The 17024-nt window shown below is 73.0% G+C and carries 19 protein-coding genes; 13 read left to right on the plus strand and 6 right to left on the minus strand.

Going from position 1 to position 17024, the window contains the following annotated elements; genetic code table 11:
- The first annotated feature begins 71 nt into the window (after positions 1-71).
- Complete coding sequence (locus tag AC1UE4_RS07770) at positions 72-995, plus strand: glycosyltransferase family 2 protein (RefSeq protein ID WP_482916649.1); 924 nt, start codon at positions 72-74, stop codon at positions 993-995.
- On the opposite strand, the gene AC1UE4_RS07775 is transcribed toward AC1UE4_RS07770, so the two are convergent.
- Positions 992-1297 carry a hypothetical protein gene (locus AC1UE4_RS07775; RefSeq protein ID WP_482916650.1) on the minus strand — a complete coding sequence of 102 codons (306 nt, stop codon included), beginning with the start codon at positions 1295-1297 and terminating at the stop codon, positions 992-994. The genes AC1UE4_RS07770 and AC1UE4_RS07775 overlap by 4 nt on opposite strands.
- A 100-nt stretch (positions 1298-1397) precedes the next feature.
- Between AC1UE4_RS07775 and AC1UE4_RS07780 the strand changes: the two genes are divergently transcribed.
- Genes AC1UE4_RS07780 through AC1UE4_RS07790 form a run of 3 tightly spaced genes read left to right on the plus strand, consistent with a single transcriptional unit; the run spans position 1398 to position 3097 of the window.
- Entirely contained in the window at positions 1398-2000 is a 603-nt protein-coding gene (locus tag AC1UE4_RS07780; RefSeq protein ID WP_482916651.1) for a DUF1326 domain-containing protein, read from the plus strand.
- Positions 1988-2782: a DUF2182 domain-containing protein gene (locus AC1UE4_RS07785; protein WP_482916652.1), complete on the plus strand. Its 795-nt coding sequence runs from the start codon at positions 1988-1990 to the stop codon at positions 2780-2782. Before AC1UE4_RS07780 ends, AC1UE4_RS07785 begins: the two co-directional genes overlap by 13 nt.
- A gap of 9 nt (positions 2783-2791) precedes the next feature.
- Positions 2792-3097 carry a hypothetical protein gene (locus AC1UE4_RS07790; protein WP_482916653.1) on the plus strand — a complete coding sequence of 102 codons (306 nt, stop codon included), beginning with the start codon at positions 2792-2794 and terminating at the stop codon, positions 3095-3097.
- A gap of 3 nt (positions 3098-3100) precedes the next feature.
- Here AC1UE4_RS07790 and AC1UE4_RS07795 read toward each other — a convergent pair whose 3' ends face one another.
- On the minus strand, positions 3101-3580 hold the full coding sequence (locus AC1UE4_RS07795) for an Lrp/AsnC family transcriptional regulator (RefSeq protein WP_482918219.1): 480 nt from the start codon (positions 3578-3580) through the stop codon (positions 3101-3103).
- Positions 3581-3655: 75 nt separating this feature from the next.
- On the opposite strand from AC1UE4_RS07795, the gene AC1UE4_RS07800 reads away from it, so the two are divergent.
- Positions 3656-5083 (plus strand): pyridoxal phosphate-dependent decarboxylase family protein, encoded by a 1428-nt coding sequence (locus AC1UE4_RS07800; protein WP_482916654.1) that lies wholly within the window; start codon positions 3656-3658, stop codon positions 5081-5083.
- A gap of 6 nt (positions 5084-5089) precedes the next feature.
- On the opposite strand, the gene AC1UE4_RS07805 is transcribed toward AC1UE4_RS07800, so the two are convergent.
- Positions 5090-5791: a DUF2461 domain-containing protein gene (locus tag AC1UE4_RS07805; protein ID WP_482916655.1), complete on the minus strand. Its 702-nt coding sequence runs from the start codon at positions 5789-5791 to the stop codon at positions 5090-5092.
- Positions 5792-5852: 61 nt separating this feature from the next.
- On the opposite strand from AC1UE4_RS07805, the gene AC1UE4_RS07810 reads away from it, so the two are divergent.
- Genes AC1UE4_RS07810 through AC1UE4_RS07820 form a run of 3 tightly spaced genes read left to right on the plus strand, consistent with a single transcriptional unit; the run spans position 5853 to position 9102 of the window.
- Positions 5853-7355 (plus strand): long-chain-fatty-acid--CoA ligase, encoded by a 1503-nt coding sequence (locus AC1UE4_RS07810; protein WP_482916656.1) that lies wholly within the window; start codon positions 5853-5855, stop codon positions 7353-7355.
- Between the two features lie 26 nt (positions 7356-7381).
- Positions 7382-8344, plus strand: a complete 963-nt coding sequence (locus AC1UE4_RS07815) for a GNAT family N-acetyltransferase (RefSeq protein ID WP_482916657.1) — start codon at positions 7382-7384, stop codon at positions 8342-8344.
- Positions 8341-9102 (plus strand): SDR family NAD(P)-dependent oxidoreductase, encoded by a 762-nt coding sequence (locus AC1UE4_RS07820; protein ID WP_482916658.1) that lies wholly within the window; start codon positions 8341-8343, stop codon positions 9100-9102. Before AC1UE4_RS07815 ends, AC1UE4_RS07820 begins: the two co-directional genes overlap by 4 nt.
- Here AC1UE4_RS07820 and egtD read toward each other — a convergent pair.
- Positions 9092-10069 carry an L-histidine N(alpha)-methyltransferase gene (egtD, locus tag AC1UE4_RS07825; protein WP_482916659.1) on the minus strand — a complete coding sequence of 326 codons (978 nt, stop codon included), beginning with the start codon at positions 10067-10069 and terminating at the stop codon, positions 9092-9094. The two genes, AC1UE4_RS07820 and egtD, sit on opposite strands and share 11 nt — an antisense overlap.
- Positions 10066-11160: an SUMF1/EgtB/PvdO family nonheme iron enzyme gene (locus tag AC1UE4_RS07830; protein WP_482916660.1), complete on the minus strand. Its 1095-nt coding sequence runs from the start codon at positions 11158-11160 to the stop codon at positions 10066-10068. Before AC1UE4_RS07830 ends, egtD begins: the two co-directional genes overlap by 4 nt.
- A 69-nt stretch (positions 11161-11229) precedes the next feature.
- Between AC1UE4_RS07830 and AC1UE4_RS07835 the strand changes: the two genes are divergently transcribed.
- The 5 genes from AC1UE4_RS07835 to AC1UE4_RS07855 are packed head-to-tail and all read left to right on the plus strand — an operon-like array spanning position 11230 to position 16413.
- Positions 11230-12600, plus strand: coding sequence for a dihydrolipoyl dehydrogenase family protein (locus AC1UE4_RS07835; protein ID WP_482916661.1), 1371 nt, complete (start codon positions 11230-11232; stop codon positions 12598-12600).
- Positions 12601-12655: 55 nt separating this feature from the next.
- On the plus strand, positions 12656-12856 hold the full coding sequence (locus tag AC1UE4_RS07840) for a hypothetical protein (RefSeq protein WP_482916662.1): 201 nt from the start codon (positions 12656-12658) through the stop codon (positions 12854-12856).
- A gap of 21 nt (positions 12857-12877) precedes the next feature.
- Positions 12878-14359 carry a DUF5005 domain-containing protein gene (locus AC1UE4_RS07845; RefSeq protein ID WP_482916663.1) on the plus strand — a complete coding sequence of 494 codons (1482 nt, stop codon included), beginning with the start codon at positions 12878-12880 and terminating at the stop codon, positions 14357-14359.
- Positions 14360-14369: 10 nt separating this feature from the next.
- On the plus strand, positions 14370-15773 hold the full coding sequence (locus tag AC1UE4_RS07850) for a selenium-binding protein SBP56-related protein (RefSeq protein ID WP_482916664.1): 1404 nt from the start codon (positions 14370-14372) through the stop codon (positions 15771-15773).
- Positions 15774-15786: 13 nt separating this feature from the next.
- The gene (locus tag AC1UE4_RS07855; protein ID WP_482916665.1) at positions 15787-16413 is read left to right on the plus strand and encodes a hypothetical protein; all 627 of its coding nucleotides are present in this window, start codon (positions 15787-15789) and stop codon (positions 16411-16413) included.
- Between the two features lie 68 nt (positions 16414-16481).
- Here AC1UE4_RS07855 and AC1UE4_RS07860 read toward each other — a convergent pair whose 3' ends face one another.
- Positions 16482-16994, minus strand: a complete 513-nt coding sequence (locus AC1UE4_RS07860; RefSeq protein ID WP_482916666.1) for a hypothetical protein — start codon at positions 16992-16994, stop codon at positions 16482-16484.
- Positions 16995-17024 lie beyond the last annotated feature (30 nt).

Raw genomic sequence — 17024 nt, forward strand, 5'->3', positions numbered from 1 at the left:
CGGCGCGCGACGGTATCGGCGATTTCCCTGCAAACTGCAAGGAACCTTGCAAAGCGCGCCGCTGCAACGGGTTGCTCTTCGACGGAACGCTGCTCGACGCCGCGTCGGTGCTCGGGTGCTGCGGGAACGCCGAGGGCGTGTCGAGGCAACATCTTGTCGGCGTGGTCGTGGCAACGCGGGACCGCCGCGACGGCCTCCTTGCGACGCTCGGGCGTCTCGTTGCGCTGCCCGAGGCTCCGCCCGTCGTCGTAGTGGACAACGGGTCCAGCGACGGGACGGCGGACGCGGTGCGGGCGAGCTTCCCCTCCGTCCACGTCATCGACGCCCGGGAGAACCTCGGCGCCGCCGCCCGAACCCGCGGCGCGCGGGTGATCGGCACGCCGTACGTCGCGTTCGCCGACGACGACTCCTGGTGGGCGCCCGGCGCGCTGACCGAGGTCGCGCGGCTCTTCGACGACCACCCGCGGCTGGGTCTCGTGCAGGCGCGGATCCTCGTCGGTCCCGCCGAGCGGCTCGACCCGGTGTGCGCGGCGATGGCGCGTGGCCCGCTGCCCCGTGCCGACGGCATGCCGGGCACACCGATCCTCGGGTTCGTCGCCTGCGGCGCCGCGGTCCGCCGCGAGGCGTTCCTCGCCGCGGGCGGCTTCGACGCGCGCTTCGGCGTCGGCGGCGAGGAGGCCGCGCTCGCGCTCGCGCTCGCCAGCGACGGCTGGGCGCTCGCGTACGTCGACGACGTCGTCGCGCATCACCATCCGGGGGCGACCGGCCCACGCCCCGGACGGCTCCGGCGCGAGAGCCGCAACCACGTCTGGTCGCTGTGGCTCCGCCGTCCCGTTGCGCGGGCGGCGGCCGGCACGCTCGCCCGGCTGACGAGCAACCGCGCGGAGGAGCGGCGCGGCGCCCTCGACGCGCTCGGCGGCCTGCACTGGGTCCTGCGCGAGCGGCGGGTCGTCCCGCCGCACCTCGAGCGCGCGGTCCGGCTGCTCGAGTCCTAGCCGGGCTGGGTCGAGAGCTCGCGCTCGCAGCTCGGGCACTTGTCCTCGAGCAGCGGGTCGTCCGCCGCCGCGTCGGGCAGCCAGAAGACGCGGTGGCGCCCCTCGCCCGTGAACCGCAGCTTCTGCCCGCACTCGCACGTGAACGTGTCGTCGCGGGTGCGCGCCCCGGCCGAAGCGCCGCTGGTCGCGCCGCGGCGGTGGGCGCGGGCGAAGCCGCCGGCGACGGCGGCCGCGGCGAGGCCGATGAACCCCACCGCGAGGGCGCGAGCTGTCCTGCGGCGGGAGCGTCTGCGCAGTCGCATCCGGTCTGCCTACCCGCTCGGATGCCGTCGGACGACGCGCCCTTGACGCCACCCGCCTTCTTGTGTCTGATCGTGTTGACGGCCAACGGAAGGAGCGGTCATGGCGTACGCGATCCGGGGGACCTACGCGGAGAGCTGCAGCTGCGAAGTGGCGTGTCCTTGCGGTGCGAGCAACCTCGCGCTCCCGGCGACGTACGACCGGTGCCGGTTCCTCGCGGCGTTCCGCGTGGACGAGGGCGAGATCGAGGGCGTCGACGTCGCGGGCACGACGACCGCGATGCTCGCCGACACGCCGGCGCAGATGATCGATGGCGGCTGGCGCGTGGGGCTGTTCCTCGACGCGAAGGCGACCGAGGAGCAGCGCGGCAAGCTCGTCGCCGTGTTCACGGGCGAGCTCGGCGGTCCACCCGCGCTGTTCGCGGGCCTCGCGGGCGAGCAGCTGGGCGCCGAGGTCACCGACATCGAGCTCGTCGACGACGGGCGCCGGCACACCATCAGGATCGGCGACATGGTCGACATCGAGGTCGAGGACTTCACCGCCGCCGAGGAGGGCACGGTGATGCAGCTCGTCGGCATCGGGCATCCGGCGAACACGACGCTCGCGCTCGCGCAGGGCCTGCGCGCGAGGATCGACGCGTTCGGCCTCTCGGTCGACAACACGGGCAAGAACGGGCACTCGGCGCCGTTCGCATGGCAGGCCTGACCGCGCCGGCGCGGCCCACGACGCGTCGCGCGACCACCATCGGCGTGCCGGCCGCCCTGCTGGCGGTCGCGCTCGTCGCGTGGCTCGTCACGGCCGACCGCATGGCGGGCATGGACGAGGGCCCCGCGACCGACCTCGGCGCGCCGCTGTGGTTCGTCGGCGCGTGGACGACGATGATGGCCGCGATGATGCTGCCGTCCGCGGCGCCGGTGATCGGCTTGTTCGCGCGCACCTACGGCACGCGCGCCACCGCGCCGTTCGCGGGCGGCTACCTCGCCGTCTGGGCCGCGTTCGGCGTCGCCGCGTACGGCGTGCACGAGGCGGTCGCCGCGCTCGACCTCGGGTGGCTCGAGTGGGACCGCGGAGGCCCGTACGTCGCGGGCCCGGCGATCGTGATCGCGGGCCTGTACGAGGTCACGCCGCTGAAGGACCTGTGCCTGCGCCACTGCCGCTCGCCGCTGCACTTCCTGCTCGCCCGCTGGCGGCCCGGCGACCGCGGCGCGCTGCGCATGGGCGCCGAGCACGGCGGCTGGTGCGCGGGGTGCTGCGCGGCGCTCATGGTCGCGCTCTTCGCGCTGGGCGTGATGAGTCTCTCGTGGATGGTCGCCGTCGCGCTCGTGATCCTCGCGGAGAAGGTCCTCCCCCACCCGCGCGCCGTCACGCGCGCCGTCGCGGTGGCGCTGGTCGTGCTCGGCGTCGCGGTCGCCGTCGCGCCGGACGCCGTGCCGTGGCTCGGCGAGCCGTCCGCCCAGATGTCGATGGACGAGATGGACGGGATGTAGGGTCGCTTCATGCTCTGCGCACTGACGGTCCGCACGCTCAAGCCCGGGACGTTCGATCAGTTCCGCGAGGCGTTCATGGCGGATGTGATCGAGGACGCGCCGCCGCCCGGCTGGGTCCGCTTCGACATGCTCCGCAACACGTCGAACCCCGACGAGGTCATCTGCTTCGGGTTCTTCGACGGAACGGTGGACGAGCTGCGAGCCAGCTCGGACGACATGGACCGCAACGCGCAGCAGGAGCGCATCGCGCCGTACGTCACGTCGGTCGGGACGGACGGGCTGTTCGAAGTGGTGGAGGACTTCGCCGTCGCGTAGTGATCAGCCGACGCCGAGGTGCCCGAGCGGGAGCGGGCCGTCGGCCTTGACCGTGCGGATGACGAAGTTGCTGCGCACGTCGCCGGCGCCGGGCAGCGGCAGGACCTTCTCCATCAGGAACGTCTCGTAGGCGCGCAGGTCGGGGACGACTGCCTCGATCAGCATGTCGGCGTCGCCCGAGACGATGTGGCAGGCGACGACCTCGTCCATGTTCAGCAGCGCGGTCTGCAGCGTGCCGCCGATCGCCTCCTCGCGCGGGCCGGTCACCTTCAGCTCGATGAAGACGGTGAGCCCGAGCCCGACCTGCGTCCGGTCGAGCACCGGCCGGTAGCCGCGGATGACGCCGTCGGTCTCGAGACGCTTGAGGCGGCGCAGGCACGGTGACGGCGAGAGGTGGACGCGCTCGGCGAGCGTCGCGTTCGTGACGCGCCCGTCGGCCTGCAGCTCGGTCAGGATCCGGCGGTCCATGGCGTCCATTGGCAGATCATGCCAATCCGCGAGCGTGGACGGCAACGATTCGACACCATCTGCCCCCGGGGGTGTGCGAGCGTGGCCGTCATGGATACCACGGAGCTTCGCACCACCGCGACCGCGGCGATCGCGGCGCTCGCCGACTACGTGGACCGCAGCGCCGCCGGCACGGAGCCGCCGGTCGTCCGCCGGCCCCCGGCTGAGGTGGCCCGCGATCTTCGCTTCTCAGAGCTGCTGCGCGAGGGTGGGCTGGACGCCGCGTCGTTCCCTGACTGGCTCACGCGGTACCTCGACGACAGCGTCCGCCTGCACAGCCCGCGGGAGCTCGCCCACCAGGTCGCCGCGCCCGACGTCGGCGGCGCGCTCGCCGACCTCGTCCACGGCGTCGCGAACCAGCCGATGTCGATCTACGAGATGGGCTCGGGAGCCGCGGCCGCCGAGCGGGCGGTCGTCGACTGGATGGTCGCCGAGGTCGGCTGGGATCCGGCGTCCGCCGGCGGCGTGCTGACGCACGGCGGCTCGCTCGCGAACCTCACGGCGCTGCTCGCCGCGCGTGCCGCCGCCGCGCCGTCGGCGTGGGAGCGCGGCGTCCCGACCGACCTCGCGCTGCTCGTCCCGGCGTCGGCGCACTACTCCGTCAGCCGGGCGGCGGGGATCATGGGGCTCGGCGCCGACGCGCTCGTCCCACTCGAGGTCGACTCGCTCGACCGCATCCGCGTCGACCGCCTCGGCGACGCCCTGGAACGCGTGCACGCCCGGGGCCGCCGGCCGCTGGCGCTGGTCGCCGCCGCGTGCGCGACGTCGACCGGCCTCCACGACGACCTCCGCTCGATCGGCGAGTTCTGCCGAGCGCACGGCATCTGGTTCCACGTCGACGGAGCGCACGGAGCGTCGGCGCTGCTGTCGGACCGCCTGCGCCCGCTGCTCGAGGGGATCGAGCTCGCCGACTCGGTCATCTGGGACGCCCACAAGATGCTCCGCACGTCGGCCTTGTGCGCGGCCGTCCTCGTCCGCGATCGCCACCGGCTCCCGGCCGCGTTCCGCCAGGAGGCGTCGTACCTCGACTTCGACCACCCCGACGAGCTCGACGTCCTCGACCGCCAGATCGAGTGCACGAAGGCCGAGCTCGGCCTGAAGGTCCTCCTCACCCTCGCCTTCCGCGGGCGCCGGGCCCTCGCGAACCATGTCGAGCGCCAGTACGACCTCGCCTCGTCCTTGCACGCGATGCTCCTCGAGCGCGACGGCTTCTCCGTGCCCTACGAACCCGAGGCCAACATCCTCTGCTTCCGCTACGGGGCCGCCGGCGAGACCCAGTCCCGCATCCGCACGGCGCTCCTCGAAGAAGGCTCCTTCCACCTCTCCAGCGCCGACGTCGCAGGAGAACGCCACCTCCGCGTCTCGATCATGTCGCCGGCGACGAACGAGGACACCTTCGTAGCCCTCCTCGACGCGATCGAACGAGTCGCCCGCGACCTCGCGCCCGACCTCGGCGCCGCCGCGGGCGCGCGGTACTGAGGCCGGCTAGCGGGGGCGGCCGCCGCGGCCGGTGTGGGCCGGTGTGGTGGCCGGGCCGACGTTCTCGTCGAGCCAGGCGTTCATCGGGGCGAGGGCGGACCAGGTGGAGCGGCAGTGGTCGAGGACGGCGTCGCGGGACAAGCCGCGGCCGCGGCGGGGTGCCAGCCGGGCGCCGGCGACGAGGGACTTGTGACGGAGGAGGCCGGCTCGGGGATGGTCGCGGGGGAAGCCGCGCGGCGCGCTCTTGAGCGCCTCCCCGAACGTCTCGAGGCCGGCCGCGCGGACGTCGGCGACGATCGACTCGAGCGAAGGACCCGTGGCGTCGGAAGCGATCGCGTCGCGGAAGCGGGCGAGCTGGTCGGCCTCGAGCATGTGGTAGCCGGTGCCGGCGAAGAACCCCGTCGACGACAGCTGCGCGTACAGGCCGGCGAGGCTCGCCGGGCGGTCCATGATGAGGCCGTAGGTCGTCGTCTTGTAGGGCGACTTGTCGCGCGAGAACCGGACGTCGCGGTGCTGGCGGAACAGCTTCACGCGCCCGCCGTGCTCGTCGCACAGCTCCTCCAGCAGGAGCTCGAGCTGACCGCGGACGTCGCGGTCGTAGACGTCGCGGTTCGCCCCGAACCACTCCCTCGAGTTGTCGCTCTCCAACCCCTCGAACCAGGCGAAGGTGGCGGCCGGGAAGCCGGAGAACGAGGTCGGTTCCGTCATCGCCGCGAGTCTCGCCGATCGGCAGCGGTGACGCCACGGAACCGGGGGTAGCCTCCCCCCCATGCCCAACGCCGCCCACCTGCTTGCCGACGCCGTGGCCAAGGTCCCCGAGCGCCCCGCGGTCAAGCTCGACGACCTCGTCCTCGACTACCGGACGCTCGACATGGGCGTCGCCCGCGCCGCCGGTCTGCTGCGCGCGAAGGGCGTCGGCAAGGGCGACCGCGTCGGGATGCAGCTGCCGAACGTCCCCTACTTCCCGGTCGTGTACTACGGCGCGCTGCGGCTCGGAGCGGTGGTCGTCCCGATGAACCCGCTGCTGAAGGCCAAGGAGGTCGCGTACCACCTCTCCGACAGCGGGGCGAAGGTGCTGCTCGCCTGGCACGGGTTCGAGGAGGCCGCGGTGAAGGGCGGCGAGGAGGCGGGCATCGAGACGGTCCTCGTGACGCCGGGCGAGTTCGAGCAGCTGCTCGGCGGCGCCGACCCTGTCGACGAGATCACCGACTGCGCGGACGACGACCCCGCGGTGATCATCTACACGTCGGGCACGACCGGCACGCCGAAGGGCGCGACGCTCATGCACCGCAACATCGTCGCGGGAGCGGAGGTGGCGCGCGACCTCGTCGACGCCGGCCCCGACGACGTCGGCGTCGCGACGCTGCCGCTCTTCCACGTCTTCGGCATGAACTCGGTCATGAACTCGAGCATCAAGGCCGGCGGCTGCATCACGCTCATCCCGCGGTTCGACCCCGAGAAGGCGCTCGAGGTCATCCAGCGCGACAAGGCGACGACGTTCGCCGGCGTGCCGACGATGTACGCGGCGCTGCTGCATCACCCCAAGCGCGAGGACTACGACGTCACGTCGCTGAAGCTCTGCGTGTCGGGCGGCTCGGCGCTGCCGGTCGAGGTGCTGCGCGGGTTCGACGAGGCGTTCGGAGCGAAGGTGCTCGAGGGCTACGGCCTGAGCGAGACGACGGGGATGTCCTCGTTCAACCTCCCCGACCGCGAGCGCAAGCCCGGCTCGATCGGCCTGCCGGTCGGCGGCACGGAGATGAAGTGCGTCGACGACGACGGCAACGAGGTCCCGCAGGGCGAGCCCGGCGAGATCGTCACCCGCGGCCCGTTCGTCATGAAGGGCTACTGGGGCCGGGACGACGCCACCGAGGAGGTCATGAGGGGCGGCTGGTTCCACACCGGCGACATCGCGACCGTCGACGAGGAGGGCTACTTCTTCATCGTCGACCGCAAGAAGGACCTCATCATCCGCGGCGGCTACAACGTCTACCCGCGCGAGCTCGAGGAGGCCTTCTACGAGCACCCCGCGGTGCGCGAGGCGGCGGTGATCGGGATGCCGCGCGAGTCGCTCGGCGAGGAGGTCGGCGCCGCGGTCGCGCTCAAGGAGGGCGAGGACGCCTCGCCCGAGGAGCTGCAGAGGTTCATGAAGGACCGCGTCGCGGCGTACAAGTACCCGCGCCGCGTCTGGATCGTCGACGAGCTCCCGAAGGGGCCGACCGGCAAGGTCCTCAAGCGCGAGATCGACGTGCCGGAGACCGACGGCACGGGGTGAGCATCGAGCTGCGGGACGGGTCGCGGATGGCGATCCGTCCCATCGAGCCCGACGACCGCGAGGCGCTGCGCCGGGCGTTCGACAGGCTGAGCCCCGAGTCGCGCTACCGCCGCTTCTTCGGGCCGATGCCCAAGCTGCGCGAGCGCGACCTCGACTACCTCACGAACGTCGACCACCACGACCACGAGGCGCTCGTGGCGGTCGACGAGGACAGCGGGCACGGGATCGGCGTCGCGCGGTACGTGCGCATCGGCGACCGCGTGGCGGAGCCGGCGATCGCGGTCGCCGACGAGTGGCAGGGCCGTGGCGTCGCCAAGCCGCTCCTGGACGCGCTGGTGGAGCGCGCGCAGGCGGAGGGGATCAGGCGCTTCGAGGCGCCGATCCTCGCCGGGAACACGCCCGCGATCCGGCTCTTCGAGAAGCTCGGCCCCACGACGATCGAGCGCGCCGGCCGCGAGGTGGAGCTGCACATTGAGCTGCCGGGCGCCCTGGGCCGCCGCGACCGCCTGCGCCTCCTGCTCGAGCCGGTCCGCGCGTTCCAGGACCGCTTCCGGCGCCGGCGCCGGGGCGCGCCCGACGCCCCGCGCCGCAACGTCATCGTCGTCGGCACCGACGGGTCCGATCACGCGCGCGCCGCGATCGAGACGGCGGCCGAGCTGGCGCAGGCGCTCGGCGCCGTGCTGCACGTCGTCGGCGCCCACCGGTTCCTCGTCCCCGAACGGGCCGACGTCGCCGCCGCCGTCGAGGACGCCAAGAAGAGCCTTCGGGCCCGGCGCCTGCACGTCCACGACGAGGTCCGCCGCGGCGACCCCGCGCTCGTGCTCACCGACGTCGCGACCGAGCAGGACGCGAGGCTGATCGTCGTCGGAGCCGGCGAGCGGAGCAAGGCGGCGCGACGGCTCATGGGGAGCGTTGCAGATCTCGTCAGTGAGCGAGCGCCGTGCAACGTCCTCGTGGTGCGGCCAATGGATAGGGTCGCGCCCCAATGAGCATCCTCGACCTCTTCAAGCTCGACGGCAAGGTCGCGATCGTCACCGGAGCGTCGTCCGGTCTCGGCGTCGCCTTCGCCACCGGCCTCGCCGAGGCCGGCGCCGACATCGCCATCTGCGCCCGCCGCGCCGACCGCCTCCAGCAGACCCGCGAGAAGGTCGAGGCACTCGGCCGCCGCTGCATCGCCGTCGAGGCCGACGTCAAGAGCCCCGAGGACTGCACCCGCGTCGTCGAGGAGACCGTCGCGCAGCTCGGCAAGGTCGACGTGCTCATCAACAACGCGGGCATCGGCACGGCGCACCCCGCGACGCGCGAGACGCCCGAGCAGTTCCGCGAGGTCATCGACATCAACCTCAACGGCTCGTACTGGATGGCGCAGGCGTGCGGCCGCGTGATGGGCGAGGGCTCCTCGATCATCAACATCGGCAGCGTCCTCGGGTCCACCACCGCCGCCCTCCCCCAGGCCGCCTACTCGGCCTCGAAGGCGGCGATCATCGGCCTCACGCGCGACCTCGCGCAGCAGTGGACGGGCCGCAAGGGGATCCGCGTCAACGCGATCGCGCCCGGCTTCTTCGAGTCCGAGATGACCGAGCAGTACCCCGAGGGCTACCTCGACATGATGATGATGCGCGTCCCCGCCGGCCGGAAGGGCGAGCCGGTCGAGCTGGCGACCACCGCCGTCTTCCTGGCGAGCGACGCCGCCTCGTTCATCACGGGCATCCTCGTGCCGGTCGACGGCGGCATGCTCACGACGTAGGCGCCGGCTTCGACAGCGTCAGCGCGAAGAGGTCCTCCGGGTCGGTCATCCAGGTGATGGGCCTGAGGCCCGCGGCGGCGAGGTCGGCCGTCAGCCGCTCGGCGGTGAACTTCGCGCTGATCTCCGTACGCAGCTCCTCGCGCGGCTCGAAGTGCACGACGAGGTCGAGCGCGGCGATCCGCACCTCCTGCCGGGTCCGCGCGCGCAGCCGCATCTCGATCCACTCGTGGTCGGGATCGAAGAACGCGACGTGGTCGAACTCCGAGACGTCGAAGTTCGCGTCGAGCTCGCGGTTGACGACGCGCAGGACGTTGCGGTTGAACTCCGCCGTCACGCCCGCCGCGTCGTCGTAGGCGGCCTCGATGATCGCCGGGTCCTTCACGAGGTCCGTGCCGAGCAGCAGGTGGTCCTCCGGCCCGAGCCCGGCGGCGATCGTGCGCAGGAACCGGCGCCGCGCGCCCGGCGGGAAGTTGCCGATCGTCCCGCCGAGGAACGCGACGAGCCGCGGCCCCGACGCATCGGGGAGCACGTGGAGGTGGCGCTCGAAGTCGCCCACGAGGCCGTGCACGTCGAGGCCGGGGTACTCCTCGACGAGCTGCTCCGCGCAAGCCCGGACCGTCGCCTCGGAGACGTCGACGGGCAGGTAGCGGCGCAGCGTCCCGGCGTCGCGCAGGGCGTCGAGCAGCACGCGCGTCTTCGTCGCGTAGCCGGCGCCGAGCTCGACGACCTCCGCCGCCTTCGTCACCTCGGCGATCCGGGCCGACTCGGCCTCGAGGATCGCCCGCTCGGTGCGCGTCGGGTAGTACTCGGGCAGCGCGCAGATCTCCTCGAAGAGCTCGGATCCGCGCTCGTCGTAGAAGTGCTTCGGCGGCAGCTCCTTGAACGGCCGCGTCAGGCCATCCAGGACGTCCTCGGCCAGCGTCCGCTCCTCGGTGCCGTCGAGGCGGAAGTCGACGAAGAGGCTCATGCGTCCGCCGCCAGCCGCAGGCCGGTGAAGATCTGCCGCCGCTGCGGCAGGTCCCAGTTGCGGAACGTCGGCGTCGCGACGCGCGCGGCCGTCGCCCACGAGCCGCCGCGCAGCACGCGGTAGCCGCGGCGGAAGAAGACCTCGCTGTACTCGCGGTACGGGTGCGCGACGAAGCCCGGGTACCCGTCGAACTCCGTCGACGTCCACTCCCAGCCGAACCCCACGCCCTCCAGGCGCGTTCCGTGGTTCGAGGTCGCCGCTCGCTCCCACTCCTCCTCCGAGGGGAGCCTGGCCCCGAGGCTGCGCGCGAAGGCGTCGGCCTCGAACCACGAGACGTGCTGGACGGGCGTGTCGTCCGGCCCGGTCCAGCCCTCGGGGTGCGTGATGTCGTACTCCTCCTTCCACGCCCAACCCTCGTCGCTCCACCACTCTCGACGCTCGTACCCGCCACCCTCGACGAAGCGCAGGAACGTCGCGTTGGTGATCGGGGCGCGAGTGATGCGGAACGGCTCGAGCTCGACGACGTGGCGCGGCCGCTCGTTGTCGTAGGCCCAGTCGCCGTCGCAGGCGCCGATCTCGGCCGCGCCGCCGTCGATCTCGATCCACTCGACGTCGCCGGCGTAGCGCGGCTTCAGCGGGGGCCGGCCGCTCGGATGGCCGCCGATGAAGAGCGCCTGGCGCATCGTCTCGGCGTGCTGCAGCTCGTGCCGGACGACGAGCTCGTGCAGATCGTCGGGGCCGGTGCGGTCGAGCACGGCGAGCGTCCGCTCGCGCACCGCGACGAGGTAGTCGAGCGCCTCGGCGTAGTCGAGGATCCGGATGTCGCCGCGGACGGCGCGTGGCGTCTCGAAGGCGTCGTACGCCTCCGCGAGGTCGGGCCGCAGCAGCGGCTCGCCTCCGAGACGGTGCACCGCCCAGAGGTCCTCGTAGGCGGCGATGTGGCCGAGATCCCAGACCAGCGGGCTGAGGATCGGCGTGAGCGGCACGTGCAACGTGCGCTCGTCGAGGTGGTCGACGAGCGCGAGCGTGTTGTCGCGTGCCCGCGCGAGCGTCTGGGCGACAGGCTCGGCGGCGAGGTCGGTTGTCCTCATCCGATGATGGTCACAGGTCGCCCGGCCGCGTTACAACGGCGTTCACACGATCGGGCAGACTGCCGCTCCATGGCTCGGGTCTTCGACGTGGTCGTACTGGGTGCCGGTCCGGCCGGCGAGGTGTGCGCGGGGCGGCTCGCGGACGCGGGGCTGGAGGTCGCCGTCGTCGAGGAGCACCTCGTCGGCGGCGAGTGCTCCTTCTACGCGTGCATGCCGTCCAAGGCGCTGCTGCGCCCGTTCCAGGCGCTGGCGGAGGCCCGGCGCATCCCCGGTGCCGCGCAGGCGGTGGATGGGACGATCGACGCAGCCGCCGCGCTGGCGCGCCGCGACGAGGTGATCCACGACCTCGACGACTCGGGGCAGCTGCCGTGGCTCGAGGACAAGGGCATCACGCTGCGGCGCGGGCACGGGCGCCTGGACGGCGAGAAGCGCTTGGTGGTCGACGGCGAGGAGCTGGAGGCCCGCCGTGCCGTCGTGATCGCCACCGGCAGCGACGCGCGCCGGCCGCCCGTGGACGGCCTCGAGCAGATCGAGCCATGGACGAACCGCGAGGCCACGACCGCGAAGGAGGTGCCCGCGTCGCTCGTGGTGCTCGGCGGCGGGCCGGTCGGCGTCGAGATGGCGCAGGCGTGGCAGTCGCTCGGAAGCTCGGTGTCGCTCGTCGACAGCGGCGACCACGTGCTCGGCCGCGAGGAGCCGTTCGCAGCCGACGAGGTCGCGGAGGCGCTGCGGGCGTGCGGCGTCGACCTCCGCCTGGGCGTCCACGCGACGAAGGCGGCGCGCGGCGACGACGGCGTCGTGACGGTCGAGCTGGAGGACGGCACGTCCGTGCGGGGCGCGCACGTCCTGCTCGGCCTCGGCCGCACGCCGCGCACCGCCGACATCGGGCTCGAGACCGTCGGCCTCGAGCCCGGCGGCTTCGTCGAGACCGACGGGCACATGCACGTGCAGACGCTGCCGTGGCTCTACGCGATCGGCGACGTCAACGGCCGCGCGCTGCTGACCCACCAGGGCAAGTACCAGGGCCGGATCGCCGCCGATCACATCCTGCGCCGCGCGAACGCGTCGCTCGTCTACGGCGGCCCGCTCTCCCCCCGCGTCGTGTTCACCGAGCCGCAGGTCGCCGCCGTCGGCTACACCCTGCAGGGCGCGCTCGATGCCGGCATCGAGGCGCGCGCGGTCGACGCCGACATCAACGGCACCGCCGGCGGGTCGTTCACCGGCAAGGGCGTCCCCGGGCGCGCGCGGCTCGTCGTCGACGAGAACCGCCGCGTCCTCGTCGGCGCGACGTTCACCGGCGCGGAGGTCGCCGACTTCGTCCACGCGGCGACGATCGCGATCGTCGGCGACGTCTCCGTCGACCGCCTCTGGCACGCCGTCCCCTCGTTCCCCACGCGCAGCGAGATCTGGCTCAAGCTGCTCGAGGAGTACGGGCTCTGAGCATCCGTGCCCAACGTCACCGAACGGGGTCGCGGCCGGGCGTAGCGTCGCGTCCATGTTCGCCGATGTCGCCCTCCTGATCGTCCTCGGGATGCTGCTCGTGGGCGCGATCCAGCTCTACGGCCGCCGCTCCAGCGGGATCAACCAGCACCCGTATCGCCACGTCCACGGCGGTGCGCCCGGCGCCGCGCGCGCCGCCCGGATGAGCGGCGCCGCCGACCGCGACATCCACTCGTGGTCGCGCGGTACGCGCTGATCGGTTGGTCTAGCCTGAGGTGTGGCCCGCGCCGCCCTCGTCCTTGCCCTCGCCGTCGCCGCCACCGCGGCCGCCGATTCCGCCGCGGCCGGCGCGACGAGCCTCGCGCGCACCGCGCACGTCTCACTGAGCTCGCACCGGGCCAAGCCGGGGCCGGTGCTGTTCGTGCTCTCCCGGGACGCACGGCGGGGCGTCGGGGACGTCGCGCTCGGCTGGCGGATGGCCCCGGCGACCGGGCGACCGGTGCGGCGGCGCTACACGCTGCGGATCCCGGCGGGCCTGCGGCCCGGCACCTGGCGGATCCTCGCCTGCCGCAACGGCACGCGCTGCACGGTCGTCCGATCGCGCATCCGGCTCTTCCCCGGTCCAGTGCCCGCCGTTCTGTTCACGCTGCCGCCGGCGGTCCCGCAAAGCGCGCCCGCCCCGCCCGCCGTCCAGCCGCCGCCGCCGCCGGCGCCCGAGCCGCCCCCTCCACCGGCCGACCCGGAGCCGCCGGACCAGCCGCCCGCGTTGACCATGCCGATCGAGGAATGCGGGCTGCCGGTGGCGTCCGATACCGCCCCCGCGACCGCGTTCACCGAGCTGTTCGCGTCGGCGCGGACCGGCTGGACCGGCGGCGACGGCACGTTCTCCGCGCGGCTCGCGGACGGCCGGACGGCGTGGCTGTTCGGCGACAGCTTCGTCGGCGGCGTCACCGACGACGGCCGGCGCGAGCCGCAGCCGCTCGAGCGCAACGCCCTCGTCATCCAGGACGGCGACTGCCTGAAGACGATGGCGCCGGTGCTCGAGGGCGCCGACGACGACCACTGGTACTGGCCGAGCGCCGCGCGCGCCGACGCCGCCGACCCGAACGTGCTGCACGCCTTCTTCACCCGCATCCACCGCACGGGCGGCGGCCCCCTCGACCTGGAGGTCGACGGCACGGTGCTCGTCGACCTCGACCTCACGACGATGAGGCCGGCGACGATCACCGAGATCCCCGCCCCGCCCCACGCCTTCCTCGGCGCGGCGCTCCTCGACGACGCCACCCACACCTACGTGTTCGGCGTCGACGACCCGGCCAAGCGCGTGGTGCTCGCCCGCACCGCGCTCGGCGACCTCGACGGGCCCTACGAGTTCCGGTCCTCCACCGGCTGGTCGGCCGATCCGGCCGACGCGCAACCGCTGCTCGACGACACGGTCGCGACGCAGCTGAGCGTCGTTCCGGACGGCGAGGACCTGCTGCTCGTCACCCAGCCGCCGCTGTCCAACGACCTCGTCGCCTGGCGCGCCGAGGGACCGACCGGCCCCTACACCGACCGCACCACGCTCACGACGTTCCCGCGGCCGACGAACGCGTGGACCTACAACGCGCTCGTCCACCCCGAGTCGACGACCGAGGACGGCCTCCTGGTGTCGACCAACGTCATGCCGGACACGTTCGCCGGCGTGTTCGCCGACGCGTCCCTGTACCGCCCGCGGTTCGTCCGCATATTTCCCACAAACGCACTCGACAACCCGTAGGATCCGGCGCATGGCGCGTCTCACGCCGGACCCCAGCTTCTACGCAACCCCGCAGGACGCCATCAACGGCGCCTCGGAGACCCTCGCCTACGTGGCGACGCTCAACATCGGGACCAACGGCGACCGCCGCCCGGACACCATCACCGTCGTCGACCTCGACCCGCGGTCGTCGACGTACGGGACGCCCGTCGGGCGGACCGACATGCCTCGCATCGGCGACGAGCTGCACCACTTCGGCTGGAACGCGTGCTCGAGCGCGCTGTGCCCATGGGCGGCGCACCCCCACGTCGAGCGCCGCTACCTGCTCGTCCCCGGCCTGCGCTCCTCCGACATCCACGTCCTCGACGTGAAGGCCGACCCGCGCCAGCCGAAGCTGGTCAAGACGATCGAGGCGGGCGAGATCGCGCGCAAGGCGGGGTACAGCCGCCCGCACACCGTCCACTGCGGCCCCGACGGGATCTACGTCAGCGCGCTGGGCGACCCCGAGGGCGACGGGCCGGGCGGGATCTTCCTGCTCGACCACGAGGACTTCACGGTCAAGGGCGCGTGGGAGGACGACCGCGGAACGCAGGAGCTCGCGTACGACTTCTGGTGGCACCTCAACTTCGGCACCGTCATCACGTCCGAGTGGGGCACGCCGAAGATGGTCGAGGACGGCCTGCAGGGCGACCTCCTGCTCGGCAACAAGTACGGCCACAAGCTGCACGTGTGGGACCTGGAGAAGCGCCGCCACGTCCAGGAGATCGACCTCGGCGCCGAGCACCAGATGGTCCTCGAGCTGCGGCCGGCGCACGACCCGGCGAAGGCGTACGGGTTCGTCGGCGTCGTGACGAGCACGGCCGACCTGAGCGCCAGCGTCTGGCTGTGGAACCGCAACGGCGACGGGACGGTGAGCGTCGAGAAGGTCATCTCGATCCCCGCCCAGCCGGCCGAGGCCGACCAGCTGCCGGAGATCCTCAAGCCGTTCGGCGCCGTGCCGCCGCTCATCACCGACATCGCGCTGTCGGTCGACGACCGGTCGCTCTACGTGTCGTGCTGGGGCACGGGCGAGCTCAAGCGCTTCGACGTCTCGAACCCGCGGGCGCCGCGCGAGACGGCGAGCGTCAAGCTCGGCGGCATCGTCGACGGCGGCTCGCACCCGCAGTCGGGACCGCTGAACGGCGGCCCGCAGATGGTCGAGGTCAGCCGTGACGGGCGGCGCGTGTACCTGACGAACTCGCTGTACGCGGCGTGGGACGCGCAGTTCTACCCCGCGGGCATCGGCGGCTGGATGACGAAGCTCGACGCGGGCGAGGACGGCTCGCTGACGGTCGACGACCGCTTCTTCATCCCCTTCACCGGCGAGCGCCCGCACCAGGTCCGCCTCGAGGGCGGGGACGCGTCGAGCGACTCGTACTGCTTCCCCGCGTCCTGAGGCGGGGCGCGACGTGGACCACGGCTGGTCGCTGCTGGCGATGGCGGGGCTCGGGGCCTACCACGGCCTCAACCCCGCCATGGGCTGGCTCTTCAGCGTCGGCATCGGCTTGCAGGAGCGCTCCCGCGGCGCGCTCGTCCGGTCCTGGGCGCCGATCGCGATCGGGCACGAGCTGGCGATAGGCGTCGTCGCGGCGCTCGTCGTCGTCCTCGGCGTGGCGTCCCACGAGGGCCCGGTGCGGGTCGGCGCCGCGGCGCTGCTGATCGCGTTCGGGATCTTCCGGTTCGCCCGCCCACGGGCCCATCCCCGCTGGACGAAGATGCGCGTCTCCACGCGCGAGCTCGCGTGGTGGTCGTTCCTCATGTCGAGCGCGCACGGAGCCGGGCTGATGGTCGCGCCGGTCCTCATCGGGGCGGGCATCGCGACGAGCGGCGGCGACATGGAGGGGATCGACTCGATCGTCGAGGCGCTCCTGCTGATGACGGTCCACGTCGGCGCGATGCTGGCGGTGATGGCCGGGCTGTCGCTGCTCGTCTACGAGAGGCTCGGCGTCTCCGCGCTGCGGCGGGCCTGGCTCAACACGGACCACCTCTGGGCCGCCGCCTTCATCGGCGCCGGCCTGCTGACGCTCGTGACCTGAGAACGACGAACGGCGTGCCGTGGGGCACGCCGTTCGCTCGTCTCCGGGGTCTTGGGAAGGCTGGTGCGCTAGCGGCGCTCGAGGTCGTCGCCCGCGTCATCCGAGTCGCCGGCGACATCCGCGTCGTCACCGAGGTCCTCGGAGTCGTCCGCGTCGTCCTCGTCGTCGCCGAAGTCGTCGGCGTCGTCCGCGACGTCGTCGTCGTCAGCGCGGTCGTCCGAGTCGTCCGCGAGGTCCTCGTCGTCGCCGTCGTCCTCCGAGTCGTCCGCCTTGTCCTGCTTGGCGGCGGAGCGGCTCTGCGCGGCCTTGACGCAGCGGCCCATCGCGGCGGCGCGGCCGTACTTGGCGCGGAACTTCTTGGTGCCGAGCGTGCGGCGCTCGGCACGGCACTGGCGGGCGACCGCGGAAGCGCCCTTGCGGTGCGCGCGGCGGGCGGCGCGGCTGGCGCGCTTCTTCGCCTTGGCGCTCTTCGACGCCTTGGCGGCCTGCGCGTGCACGGTCCCGCCGGCGCGGGCCTCGGCAGCGGCGGCCGGGGCGAGCGCGAGCAGTGCGGCGGACAGGAGGATCGTGAGTCGCTTCATCGGTGCTGACCTCATCGGCGCGCGTCAAGG

This window comes from Parviterribacter kavangonensis (assembly GCF_056863335.1).